Source organism: Bacillus sp. JJ1474 (assembly GCF_036965225.1).
Classification (GTDB): Bacteria; Bacillota; Bacilli; order Bacillales; family Cytobacillaceae; genus Cytobacillus.
In genome coordinates this window covers 1-12802 of sequence record NZ_JBALPC010000139.1, presented here as the reverse complement: position 1 = coordinate 12802, position 12802 = coordinate 1, and the positions used below count along the sequence as shown (strand labels likewise).

Sequence of the window (12802 nt, the reverse complement as noted above, 5' to 3'; positions counted from 1 at the left end):
ACAAAGGACGCACTATCAGTTCTGAAAACAAATAAAATTAGGCCATCTTAATGTTGTACACATGATTGTTCCCTTTAAAAAATGAAATAAATTAAATTTGATACATTAAGAACCAAAAAATAATGAAAATGCGGAAGGGATTGTCCAAGCCAAATGGAACAAATTTAATAAAATAATATGGAAGATCTCCTCCCTTAGGTCTTGTGAACTACACTTGGCCGTTCATTTTAATGAACGGTCATTTTTTTTGAGACAATAGGAAAGGCCTCTTCATCGGAGGCCTTTGTATTTTTATTGCCCTTTTTTACTTTTATTAGAACTATTTCTAATCATTGTTTGCTTATACATTTGATGTCCTAGCACAGCAACTCCAGCAGCTGTAATCCCGTTAATAAAACCATCTATAGAAAATCCAAATGCCACGCTTCCAATTGTGATTGATACAATAAAGAGTATCCAAATAATCAACCAATCAGGGATGGCTGGTGTTTGTTTAAGCGCAAACCCCAACACCCAAAGAGCAGGTACTAGCATTATATAATTCTGGTTTAAATACTCAATTAGATTCAAAAAAAGTCACCTCCTATTTCAGTGTTTATATATATTATGTGATTCAAGCAATTTGGCTTGTTTTATATCCCAACTTGTTTTGAAATAGAAGAATACATAGCAGCCATATCTTTTTTGGAATAGCACCTATATATAGAAAGTAACAGGAGGTGAAATGCTAAATTTTTAATATTATTATAGAAAGGAGTGCGGAGTAATGGAGGAGCTCTTACCATTAATAAGCGAAGTTGGCTTTCCGATCATTGTGACACTATTTTTGCTGCACAGAATAGAAGCGAAGCTAGACGTAGTCGTAAATTCCATTCAGGGGCTTCCTGATCGTTTAAAGGAGTAATTCTAATAATTCACAATTATTGACTTTCAATTCCAAAAATGCTAAATTTAAATCAGCCGTTATGCATCGTATTATATTTTTGAAAGCTAAATTTCCAAAGAATTCTTTTGTTTGGATGAGTAATGAGGAGTAAAAGCTATAATCGTTGTGAATGGTGAATTAACACAAGGCTTTCAACAGCCTATAGGAGGATTTTTTTACATGAAAAACGGTAAAGTTAAATGGTTTAATGCTGAAAAAGGTTTCGGATTCATCGAAGGTGAAGACGGAAACGATGTATTCGTACATTACTCTGCAATCCAAACTGAAGGATTCAAAACATTAGAAGAAGGTCAAGAAGTATCTTTCGAAGTTGTTGAAGGTGCTCGTGGACCACAAGCTGCTAACGTAAATAAACTATAATCATAAATCATAAACAGTCCTGCTTTGTGGGGCTGTTTTTTTATTTTACTAAATTTAATTAAAAATCAGAAATATTTCAGTAGGGTATGCTATAATAAGTACGTATGTTCTCATGCTGATATCCACTTAGTAATTAATTCCTCAGACTTCTATTCCAGACCTATAAAAACTTAAATTTGATATAATGAGTGTATTTGAGACTATGAATATATAAGATAAGAAGGTGAAGATTTTGAAATTTATTCATACAGCAGATTGGCACTTAGGAAAGCTTGTACATGGAATTTATATGACAGAAGACCAGCGCTATTTCTTGAAGCAATTTGTTGATCTTGTTGCGGAAGAAAAGCCGGACGCTGTTGTAATCGCCGGAGATTTATATGATCGATCGATACCTCCAACTGAGGCAGTTGAACTGCTCAATGACATATTGTTCAAAATCAATGTAGAGTTAAAAACACCTATTGTGGCAATTGGCGGCAATCATGATAGTGCAGAACGTTTATCTTTTGGGAGCTCATGGTACCAGAAAAGTCAGTTTTATTTATCAGGTAAGCTAGAATCTAACGTTCGGCCAATACATATTAATGGTGTTAATTTCTATCTTGTCCCATATGCGGAGCCAGGAATTGTTCGGCGATTGTTCGCAGATGACACCATTCATACGCATCAGGACGCGATGAAAGCGGTTATCGGGAGAATTGAAGATTCCTTGAATCCTAGTGAACCAAATGTACTCGTTGGTCATGCTTTTGTTCTTGGCGGAAAAACAAGTGAGTCGGAGAGAACTCTTTCTGTAGGTGGATCTGGATGCGTAGGAGCAGAATTATTTGAACCATTTTCCTATACAGCACTCGGTCATCTTCATAGCCCAGATGCTCTTAAACATGATAGGATTCGTTATTCAGGTTCACTTCTCAAGTATTCTTTTTCGGAGTCAAAACAAGAAAAGTCAGTTTCCATTATCGAAATGGATGAAAAGGGCAATTTTGATTTGCGGGTGCGTAAACTTTCTCCACAAAAAGATATGAGGGAAATAGAAGGGTTTTTGGATGAATTAATGGATCCAGGTTTTTACGAGAAGCAAATGGTTGATGATTATTTGAAAATCATTCTCCATGATGAAGGCGCCTTAATAGATCCCATTAATAAGCTCCGGCAAATCTATCCAAATGTTCTGCATCTTGAGCGAAAAATCGATATCACTGATATGAAAAAGAAACAGTTCTTCACCTCAGTTAAAGAGGAGAAAAAGTCTGAGCTTGAACTTTTTCAACAATTTTATCAAGAAATGACAACTTCGGAATTTACTGATGACAAGAAGGCTATTATGACTGATGTCATTGAAAAGGCTTTGAAGGATGGTGCAGCTATATGAGACCTTTAAAGTTAATCATGCAGGCGTTTGGGCCATATGCAGGTACAGAAACTATAGATTTTACAGTGCTTGGGAATCGGACGATGTTTGTGATCTCTGGTAAAACCGGCTCGGGAAAAACGACTATTTTTGATGGAATTAGTTATGCTATTTATGGAAAAGCAAGTGGAGAAGATCGAAATGGGCCTGAATTAAGAAGCCAATTTGCTAGAAATGAATTACTAACAGAGGTAACACTTAAGTTTTCTTTAAGAAAAAGAACGTTTATTATCACAAGATCCCCTCAACAGGAGAAGAAGAAGGAACGTGGGGACGGTTATACAACGATAGGTGCAAAAGCTGAATTGTATATGATCAATGAAAATGGAGAAAAGCAAATTCTAGCATCAAATATTCGTGATGTAGATGAAAAGATTAAAGAAATCATGATTATAGACAGCAATCAGTTTAGGCAAATATTAATGATTCCTCAAGGAGAATTCAGAAAGCTGCTTACATCAGAGAGTAAGGATAAGGAAGTCATTTTGCAGCGGCTTTTCCATACGCAAGTGTATAAGCGGATCGAAGAAAAGCTAAAGGAAGATGCAGTCGATCTAAAGAAATCAGTTGAAAAGCAAATAGAAAACCGGGATCAAGCCATTCAGCAAATTTCTGCTATATTTAATGATGAGCTAAAAGGATATTTGAATGCAGGAAGTGTAAATGATGCACTCATCATGCCTTTATTACAGTTAGAAATGGAATGTATGGCTGCAGAGTTGGCAAAGCTAGCAGATCAATTAAAAGGCAAACAAGAAAAACGGGATTTACTTCAGCAAAAGCTATTTGAAGCAGAGACCACTGTAAAGCAGCTAAAGGCTAAAGAAGAATTAGAAAAAAGAAAGACTGAACTTCATAATGAGAAGGAAGCTTACATTCAACTAGAGAAAAAAATTAATCTTGCCCAGAAAGCAGCCGTGCTTGCTCAGCAGGAAGAGCTTTGTCATCATTTGAAAAAAGAGTCAGATGAGGCTAATCATGAGCTTCAGTTAATAAAGTCAAAGATTACATCACTGTCAGATCTATTAGATGAGCATGAAAAGAAATGGGAAGAAGAAAAAAATCGGGAAGATGAAAGAAAGGCTCTAGCTGAGGAAATCAGTTCTCTTAATAATATGAAAGAAGACATTGAATCTCTGTCCATTGTGAAGAAAGAGGTCAATATGCTTGAAAAAGCCCTTGAAGAAAGAAAGATTGAAAAGTCACAGTTAGAAGACTCTTTAAAGAAATCAGAACAAGCCATCCTTCTTTTACAAGAAGAAAAACAACAGATTGAGAGAGAACAGCTTACATTTCTTCAAAATGCTCAAAAATTAGAGAAATTAGAAGAAGAAATGCAAAGATTTAATAAGTACGAAGAATTAGTTCTCCGCTATGATCAGGCAAAATTGAATTTTGAAAAACGAAAAGGTTATTATGATCACTTTGTTTCACGATTAGCTGATGCAAAGGCAACGATCGACCTGCTGGAACAAAAATGGCTGCATGGACAAGCTAGTCTACTTGCAAATAAACTTATTGATGGGGAAGCATGCCCTGTTTGCGGATCAATGGATCATCCAAATGTAGCTGCTGTCTCAGAATCAATCCCTGATGAAAAAGATTTAAAAGCCGCAAAAAAACAGGCAGATGAGCTTGAAAAGGAAAAAGGAAAGGCTGAGTCAGCTTTTTATGATTCACAGTCAATTGTAAATTCAATAAAAGAAGCACTAGATTCACAACTTAAAGAAATAAAGAATCAGCGTGATGATTTAACAATTAATTCATTACCTATGGTGAAAGAAACCATATTGGCGGAGAGAAACGAACTTGTTCAGAATCAAAGCATATTATCCGAAAGACAAGCTAAAATGCCAGTATGCTTAAACCAGCTAAAATTATTGGAGCAGGATAGAGAGATATATTTAAAGCAGCTTCAATTGAACATAGAACAAATAAATAATGAAACCATTAATTTTACAGAGAAAAAAACCAATTTAACAAGAATGATAGCGAAAATACCTCCTGATCTACATTCAGCTGAGGTTTATGAAACACGTTTGAAAAACGCCGTTAAAAAACATGAGGATCTAATAAAGCTTTTGGAAACTGTGCAGCAGCAATATCAGGACACAAAGGAAAATTTCCTCGCAGAATCGGCTAAATATGAAACCATCAAAAAACAGGCTGATAGAATAAAAGAACAATTGACTTTGGAAAGAGAAGCATTTGTTCAGAAGATGAATGATCAAGGTTTTGGAACGTACACAGAATACAATGAATCGAAGAAGTCTGAACAAGAAATTCAGATGCTAGATCAATCATTAAGGGATTACCGGGAAGAGCTACGATCCGTTCATGACCGTTATGAAGAGCTTTCTTACTTGTTAAAGGATGTTGAAATGCCCGATATAGAACAGATTAACGAATTATTTAAAGAAAACGAGGAACATATTCGTTTGCTTCAAGAGGAATATACGGATTTATATATGAAGAAAAAACATAATGAAGGAACAGCAGAAAATATTAATGAAATTAATGGGCGTATGAAAGCACTCGAAGAAAGGTATAAATTAATTGGTCATTTATATGATATCGCAAAGGGACAAAACACGTACCGTATTACCTTTGAGCGCTTTGTATTAGCTGCTTTTCTTGACGATATTTTAAGAGAAGCAAATGGAAGATTGAGAAAAATGACGAGTGGAAGATATGAATTGTTAAGGAAAACGGATCGTTCAAAAGGGAATGTACAAAGCGGTTTAGAACTGCTTGTTTTTGATCAATATACTGGACAAGAAAGACATGTTAAAACCTTATCTGGGGGAGAAAGCTTTAAAGCGGCTTTAGCTCTAGCATTAGGGTTAGCTGATGTTGTTCAGCAATATGCTGGCGGTGTCTCATTAGAAACAATGTTTATAGATGAAGGATTTGGAACTCTCGATCCAGAGTCACTTGATCAAGCTATTGAGGCATTAATGGATATACAAAGCAGCGGAAGACTGGTTGGTATTATTTCTCATGTACCTGAGCTCAAAGAAAGAATAGATGCCCGCCTAGAAGTGATAGCAACTCAAACAGGAAGTCAGACAGAATTTCAATTTTTATCTTAACATCATGGAAAGGTGCGAATCCGATGATTCAATCCTTTCTTTTTCATAATAGGAGTACAATTTATGCTAATATAGTCATAAATTAGTAAGAAGGATGATTACTATGAAAAAAAGAGTGGCTTTATCTTGGAGCGGCGGAAAAGATGGCTGCCTCAGTCTTGACGTATTAACAAAGAATGGAATTGATGTCGTTTGTTTAGTGACGACCGTGCCGATTGAATTGGGCAGAACATTTGGACATGGTGAAAAATTAGAATTGGTAAAGCTGCAAGGAGAGTGCCTGGATATCCCTGTAGAGTTTATTTCCACCACCTTTGAGAAGTATACAGATAGTTTTATCAATACATTAACGATATTAAAAGAAAAGTATCATGTAGAAGGCATCGCCTCTGGTGATTTATATTTACAAGGTCATCGTGAGTGGGGAGAAAAGATGGCAGCAGCTGCTGGACTTCAAGCTATTTATCCGCTATGGGGAAAGCAGGAAGATGCTCTTCGTATGCTTGAGGATTATCTCCAATCTGGTTATAAGGCAACAGTTATTCGTATACGGGAGGATATTCTAGATGAAATGTGGCTAGGAAGAGAGCTGGACTTTTCATTTTTAGAGGATGTAAAGACGAAGGAAATGTGTCCGATGGGTGAATCGGGTGAGTATCATTCATTTGTATATGATGGACCATTGTTTAAGCAGAAAATTATTCTTAAGAATCCGGAAATTATTCAATTGGAGACTACGAAGAAGCTTGAATTTAGCCAATTTGAACTTCAGCCTAAGAATTGAAAAATGACAAGGAACAAAAAAAATAAATAAAAGAGAGGAATCCTTCATTGAACAAAATTTTTGGTCATGAATATTCTCTTTTTCCATTTGAAGCATTTTCTTTTCAGCATTTTATGATGATCATTGTCTTAATAGGTGGAACGATATTACTTTATTCAAAGAAAAACTATTTGAAGGAACATGATAAGTCTGTTAGAATTCTCATGTTTTTAAGTCTGTTCGTTTTGGAAGCCATGTATCATATATGGCTTATTAAAGATGGTTATTGGGATATATCTTTTACGTTACCGCTACAGCTCTGTTCGTTAAGTCTTATTCTTTGTCTTATTTTACTTACTTCTAAATCAAATTTTATATTTCAAATTGTTTTCTTTATTGGGATAACGGGAGCAGCAATGGCGGTAATAACGCCTGAGTTATTTCTTGGTTTTCCTCATTTTCGTTATTTCCAATTTTTTATAACTCATATCTTTATCATTTGGACTTGTTTTTATTTTTGGATAGTCCACGATTATACACCTAATGGAAAGGGTCTAATCATGTCTTTCTTATTTCTAAATGGGAGCGCTTGTCTTGCTTTTGCAGCGAATAAGGTGACAGGCGGGAATTATATGTTTCTAGCGTATAAACCTTCAAATGCATCATTATTAGATTATTTTGGTCCGTTTCCTTATTATATATTAGCTCTAGAGGGAGCAGCTTTGTTTTTCTTCTTCCTTTTGCTCGTAATTTGCAATAAAGTAAAGGTAAAAGCAATACAGAGGTAGGTGACAGCTTTTGAATACGAAAAGATATTTCACAATTGGTATGGCGGGCCACATCGATCATGGGAAGACAACGCTTACGAAAGCGCTGACCAATGTTGATACGGACAGATTGAAAGAAGAGAAGGAAAGGCAAATATCAATTGAACTTGGTTTTGCTCCTTTATATGAAGATCAAGAGCTGGAAATTTCAGTAGTAGATGTTCCAGGTCATGAACGCTTTATTAGACAGATGATAGCTGGAGTAGCTGGGATTGATTTAGTTGTACTCGTTGTCGCGGCCGATGAAGGAGTCATGCCGCAAACCCGTGAGCATTTACATATACTCGGTTTATTAGGGATTAAGAACGGTATTATTGCAATTACAAAAATTAATCGTGTTGACAATGATTTTATTGACCTTGTAAAAGATGATATATTAGGTGAACTAAAAGGTACGGTATTTGAAGACGCACCATTTATGCTTGTCGATAGTTTAACTGGTCAAGGAATAAAGGATTTGAAACATTTCATTATTCATGAATTAAAAAAACAGGATCCTAGAGATATTAGAGGTGCTTTTCGTCTGCCCATTGATCAAGTGTTCTCTGTGAAAGGGCAGGGTACAGTAGTCAGAGGAACTGTTTATGAAGGATCAGTAGAGGAAGGACAAGCATTAAAGATTATGCCAAAAGGGCTGGAAACTCGTGCAAGGCAGCTTCAAGTCCACCATAAACCAGCTATAAGCGCCTATGCGGGTCAGCGGACTGCCATTAATTTGTCCGGAATTGCAAAGGAGGATATTCAGCGTGGTGATGTGCTAGTCTCTTCAGAGCATTTTATTGTCACGCAAACAATTGATGTCGCCCTTCGTCTTGTAGGGGATTTAGAATATTTGGTTAAGCAGCGCATGCCAATCAAATGTCATATTGGAACAGCTGAGGTTATGGGGCGGATTGTGTTATTTGATCGTAATGAAATAAAGTCGGAAGCAGAGGAAATCCTTTGTCAAATCCGCTTGGACGAGGAGGTTGTCACGAAAAGAGGGGACCGCTTTATTTTAAGACGTCCTAGTCCACAGGAGACAATTGGCGGAGGTTGGGTAATTGACCCAAGAGGAGAAAAATATCGATTTGGACAAAAGACAGTTGATGACCTTGAAAAGAAAAAAGAAGGTACACCAAAAGAAAGAATTTATGCTGCACTTTATGAGGCAAAAAGTTTGCCGTTTCAAGAGATTTTGAAAAGAACATCTATTGCGGAACAAGAGCTTCAAAACTATTTAATGGATGAAGAGTTTCTCCTATATGGCGGAAAAGAGTACACCCTGTTTATAATCAAGGAATCAATTGAAAAAGACATGAAGACTCTCTTACAGGATTTTCACGGTGAGAGTACTTTGAAAGCAGGGATGAATAGGGCAGAGCTCTTGCAATTAATTAGTAAACAATCCCCTAAGAAACTAGCAGAATTTGTGTTAGAGCAGGGGATTGAAACAAGTGTTTTCGGTAAGAAGGATCAATTTGTTTTCCTAAGCGAATTTACGCCTCATGTACCAAAAAGCTGGCAGAAGCGCACCGAAAATATGCTTGCAGATTTGAAAAAAGACGGATTAAAGGTTAAGTATTTCAATGATTATATTACGAAAGCCGGAATTCCAAATGATTTAATACTAGACCTAACAAAATTTCTAACGGATATCGAAGAAGTGATCTCCCTTGACGAACAATTCTATTGGCATGCGGAGCACTTCAATAAAGCTGTTGAACAATTAAGAGCAAGAACCACTATAGAATTTGAAGTAGGTGATGCAAAAGACATCCTCGATCTTTCACGTAAGTATATGATCCCATTTCTAGAGAAGCTTGATTCTTTAGGTTATACAAAGAGAGTCGAAAATAAAAGGGTGTGGCAGGACAGAGCATAAATTCATGGGGAAGCTGATTACAATCAGCTTCTTTTTTTCGTGCTAAACAAATAATTAACTTGCTTTATTTATCTAGGGGTTACTTAGATCTAGTTTTTAGGATTAAATACCTATGGATTTTTGGAGGATCCTAGCAGTATCGCCAGTTTTGACATCTATAGGATTGAATTACTAACTGAGCCAATTTTTACATATAGGATTTTAATAGAATTATTACTAAAATAAGGGTGTATAAGAAAAAATAAGGAGTGGTCACCATGAGAAAGCAACTACTGACAATGACTGCAGCAGCTGGCCTAGTATTTACTGCATTTCAGAATCCTGCAAGTGCTCACGAATTGACTTATCAAGTTCGATCGGGTGATATGTTATGGAAAATTGCCCAAGCAAACAATCTATCTATTAGTCAGCTTATGGAATGGAACAGCCTTACAGATTACGTTATCTATCCTGGACAAAGTTTGAATCTAATGGCACCACATAATCATGAAGAAGTTAATAGAGAAGCAGATTACTATATTGTCAAAAGCGGTGATACATTATGGGGAATTGCCAATTCCACTAAACAAACGATTGACGCATTAAAAAGTTTGAACAATCTGAATTCTGACTTTATTTATCCTGGGCAAAAACTACTTGTCAAGCCAGCTCAGCCTGCCCCTCCAGTTGATCGTCCTGATTCAATTAATACATATACAGTCCAAAATGGAGATTCTCTTTGGAAAATAGCAACTGAAAATAATTTATCTGTTTCACAGTTAATGTCTATGAATAGTTTAAATTCTAATGTCATTTATGTAGGTCAAAAATTAACGGTACAACAGGCACCTGCAACTCAAATTAAAGAAAGTGCAGTTTCAAAGGTTGATGCTCTGATTGCTGAAGCAAAGAAATATATAGGTGTACCGTATGTTTGGGGAGGGAGCTCACCTGCGGGATTTGATTGCAGCGGCTACTTAAACTATGTTTTTAATCATGCAGGAATATCTTTTCCGCGAACAGTCATAACCATTTGGAATGCAACAAAGCCAGTTTCATCACCAAACTTAGGGGATATTGTGTTCTTTAATACTAGTTCATCAGGTCCATCACATGCAGGAATTTACCTAGGAAACAATAAATTTATCCACTCTGGATCGTCTACTGGGGTCATAATTAGCGATATGACTCTAACCTATTGGAAAACCCGTTACTTGGGTGCGAAAACTGCATTTTAAATTAGATATTTTTTGTTTGCAGAAAAAGGTAAACCAAGCCACTAACAAGGGCTTGGTTTACTAGTGTTTATTCGATCATTTCTGATAAAACGTAATGATAGAGTAATTTAGCTGTATTATCAATGGAAGACTTATGAGTACGTTCAAAAGCATGGGATGAATCAATTCCAGGTCCAACTAAGCCATGAACGATATCATGACCTGACCGGATTGCGGCAGATGCATCTGATCCATAAAAAGGATAAATATCTAGCTTATAATCAATTTGGTTATCCACTGCAAGCTGAACAAGTCTTTTTCTTAAACCATAGTGGTAAGGTCCGCTTGCATCCTTTACACAAATAGATACTGTGTATTCATCAGTAGATTGACCATCACCCATGGCTCCCATATCAACAGCCAAATATTCAACTGTTTCTGGAGTAATATTTGAATTACCACCATAACCAATTTCCTCATTATTAGAGATTAAAAAATGGGTCGTATAGGGCAGTTCGATTTTCTCGGTCTTGATTTGTTTAATTAATAGCAGAAGAATGGCTACGCTTGCCTTATCATCTAAATGTCTTGATTTAATAAATCCAGACGGTGTTATTTCCACTCTAGGGTCAAAAGAGACAAAATCTCCGACCTCAATGCCTAAGGCACGAACTTCCTCTGCATTTTTTACTACTTCATCTAAACGCACTTCCATATTATCCTGGTTTCTTTCAGCCTTGCCCGCATCTTTGTATACGTGGACGGACGTTTGATGCAATAAAATTGTCCCGGTATATTTTTTTCCTGATGCTGTTTCAATCTCGCAATATTCCCCTTCAATAGAGTTATATTTAAATCCGCCAATTAGATCAAGCTTTAACCTTCCGCTCGGTTTTATTTCCTTAACGATCGCACCAAGTGTGTCTACATGAGCTGTAAGCATTCGATGGTTCGTATCATCCTGGCCGCCAATCGTTGCAATTAGACCGCCTTTGCGATTTCTTTTTGTTTCGATCTCTATTTCTTTTAAATAATTTTCGACAAATGTAATGACATCATTTGTATTTCCAGATGGACTTGGAATGGATACAAGCTTAGAAATTAATTGAAAAATTTCATCTGTATTAGGATATGACATATGTATGGCCCCTCTCTATGAAAATCATGGATCCTTCCTATTATACTGCTTTATACATTCATAATAAATGAATAAGAGGCATGCTTGAAAACCGAAATGGTGTAATTAGCATGCCATACTATGATTAATGAATTTTTTCAAGCTCTGACGTAACTGAGAATTTTTCTGTATTCTTTTCAGATGAAACAAATTCCTGCTTAACCATCCCCATACCAGGTGCCCAATACTTTCGGACAATCGTCTCATTTTCCTTATCATACTGTTCGATGATGACGACATTTTTTACTTTACCAATAGGGAGCAACAGCTCCGCATTTGTATGACTTATTGTAAAGCCATTAAATGATTTCTCTACTTGTAATGGTTTTATTAAAAGTGGGACAAGGTTAAATTGCTTTTCTAACTCTGCCAAAGGTGGAATCTCTTCATCATAGAATTCAGGCCGATCATAAACCTGATAAATTCCTTTATCCGTTAATTTATAAATTTTTAATATTCTAGTTCCGCCATTTTCAACAATAGAAGGAAGATAGCTGTCTGTTCTTTGATAAAAAAATTCAGTAAAGGCTGCATATTCATTCCCTTCACCTCGGTATACATATGTTTTATTCTCTTGAGGAAAATACTCTTCAATTTTTATTTCTTCTGCAGTCCCTTTTGGTTTTGGTGATTCCGCTTTTTTTTCAGCACATCCCGTTAATAAAAGAAATCCAATGAGCAGAAATAAGTACTTGTTCATAATTTTAACTCCTTTAATAATATGACGGAATAATTGTAAAAGAGTTTCAATATTCTAACTTGTCTTTATGTACACCAGGAGATCATGTAAAGATCTCCTGATTCATTTTATTTACCAATTAAAGCTTTGACTCCTAGATAAAGCAGCGCCAAAGAGAAAACGATGATTGCAATTACGCCTAAAATATGAAATAAACTCGCGATACCTGCCGTGATCACAGCAGATGTAGGAACCTTCATTAAAGCAAGTCCAGCCAAAATACATGCTAAATATAGTAAAGCTAATGGATTCATAATGTATCCCTCCTTTACTACAATTTATGCAAAAAAAGAGGGGGTTGTTCGGGTGAAAGGACTGAATAAGGTGAAAAATTATTGTAAATAAATTTCGTTTATCATCCGATAATTTTTGAATTTTTTGCAGAATTTTGAAGAAATAATACTAATAATATATTGTAAAT

The 12802-nt window shown here is 36.0% G+C and carries 12 protein-coding genes; 8 read left to right on the top strand and 4 right to left on the bottom strand.

The annotated features are described in order from the left end of the window. Positions 1 to 291: 291 nt before the first annotated feature. Positions 292 to 570 carry a phage holin family protein gene (locus V7164_RS16700; protein WP_335354650.1) on the bottom strand — a complete coding sequence of 93 codons (279 nt, stop codon included), beginning with the start codon at positions 568 to 570 and terminating at the stop codon, positions 292 to 294. Positions 571 to 766: 196 nt separating this feature from the next. On the opposite strand from V7164_RS16700, the gene V7164_RS16695 reads away from it, so the two are divergent. The 8 genes from V7164_RS16695 (at position 767) to V7164_RS16660 (ending at position 10486) form a co-directional block, all read left to right on the top strand. Next, a complete protein-coding gene (locus V7164_RS16695) occupies positions 767 to 904 on the top strand; it encodes a YvrJ family protein (RefSeq protein WP_066288600.1) in 138 nt (45 codons plus the stop codon). Positions 905 to 1105: 201 nt separating this feature from the next. Then, positions 1106 to 1306, top strand: a complete 201-nt coding sequence (locus tag V7164_RS16690; protein ID WP_066288596.1) for a cold-shock protein — start codon at positions 1106 to 1108, stop codon at positions 1304 to 1306. Positions 1307 to 1538: 232 nt separating this feature from the next. Next, positions 1539 to 2684, top strand: a complete 1146-nt coding sequence (locus V7164_RS16685; RefSeq protein WP_335354649.1) for an exonuclease SbcCD subunit D — start codon at positions 1539 to 1541, stop codon at positions 2682 to 2684. Next, on the top strand, positions 2681 to 5815 hold the full coding sequence (locus V7164_RS16680) for an SMC family ATPase (protein ID WP_335354648.1): 3135 nt from the start codon (positions 2681 to 2683) through the stop codon (positions 5813 to 5815). The genes V7164_RS16685 and V7164_RS16680 overlap by 4 nt, the downstream gene beginning before the upstream one ends. A gap of 103 nt (positions 5816 to 5918) precedes the next feature. Further along, complete coding sequence (locus tag V7164_RS16675; RefSeq protein ID WP_335354647.1) at positions 5919 to 6599, top strand: diphthine--ammonia ligase; 681 nt, start codon at positions 5919 to 5921, stop codon at positions 6597 to 6599. 47 nt (positions 6600 to 6646) lie between these two features. Then, on the top strand, positions 6647 to 7366 hold the full coding sequence (locus tag V7164_RS16670) for a YwaF family protein (RefSeq protein WP_335354646.1): 720 nt from the start codon (positions 6647 to 6649) through the stop codon (positions 7364 to 7366). Between the two features lie 10 nt (positions 7367 to 7376). Beyond that, on the top strand, positions 7377 to 9269 hold the full coding sequence (selB, locus tag V7164_RS16665; RefSeq protein ID WP_335354645.1) for a selenocysteine-specific translation elongation factor: 1893 nt from the start codon (positions 7377 to 7379) through the stop codon (positions 9267 to 9269). A gap of 257 nt (positions 9270 to 9526) precedes the next feature. After that, on the top strand, positions 9527 to 10486 hold the full coding sequence (locus V7164_RS16660) for a C40 family peptidase (protein WP_335354644.1): 960 nt from the start codon (positions 9527 to 9529) through the stop codon (positions 10484 to 10486). Positions 10487 to 10553: 67 nt separating this feature from the next. On the opposite strand, the gene V7164_RS16655 is transcribed toward V7164_RS16660, so the two are convergent. The 3 genes from V7164_RS16655 to V7164_RS16645 form a co-directional block, all read right to left on the bottom strand. After that, a complete protein-coding gene (locus tag V7164_RS16655) occupies positions 10554 to 11603 on the bottom strand; it encodes a M42 family metallopeptidase (RefSeq protein WP_335354643.1) in 1050 nt (349 codons plus the stop codon). Positions 11604 to 11727: 124 nt separating this feature from the next. After that, on the bottom strand, positions 11728 to 12342 hold the full coding sequence (locus V7164_RS16650) for a hypothetical protein (protein WP_335354642.1): 615 nt from the start codon (positions 12340 to 12342) through the stop codon (positions 11728 to 11730). Between the two features lie 107 nt (positions 12343 to 12449). Further along, positions 12450 to 12635, bottom strand: coding sequence for a hypothetical protein (locus V7164_RS16645; RefSeq protein ID WP_335354641.1), 186 nt, complete (start codon positions 12633 to 12635; stop codon positions 12450 to 12452). Positions 12636 to 12802 lie beyond the last annotated feature (167 nt).

Bases quoted from the DNA above. Each gene is read 5' to 3' on its own strand.
- V7164_RS16695 (WP_066288600.1), top strand. From the start codon at position 767: ATGGAGGAGCTCTTACCATTAATAAGCGAAGTTGGCTTTCCGATCATT.
- V7164_RS16690 (WP_066288596.1), top strand. From the start codon at position 1,106: ATGAAAAACGGTAAAGTTAAATGGTTTAATGCTGAAAAAGGTTTCGGA.
- V7164_RS16680 (WP_335354648.1), top strand. From the start codon at position 2,681: ATGAGACCTTTAAAGTTAATCATGCAGGCGTTTGGGCCATATGCAGGT.
- V7164_RS16675 (WP_335354647.1), top strand. From the start codon at position 5,919: ATGAAAAAAAGAGTGGCTTTATCTTGGAGCGGCGGAAAAGATGGCTGC.
- V7164_RS16660 (WP_335354644.1), top strand. From the start codon at position 9,527: ATGAGAAAGCAACTACTGACAATGACTGCAGCAGCTGGCCTAGTATTT.
- V7164_RS16655 (WP_335354643.1), bottom strand. From the start codon at position 11,603: ATGTCATATCCTAATACAGATGAAATTTTTCAATTAATTTCTAAGCTT.
- V7164_RS16650 (WP_335354642.1), bottom strand. From the start codon at position 12,342: ATGAACAAGTACTTATTTCTGCTCATTGGATTTCTTTTATTAACGGGA.
- V7164_RS16645 (WP_335354641.1), bottom strand. From the start codon at position 12,635: ATGAATCCATTAGCTTTACTATATTTAGCATGTATTTTGGCTGGACTT.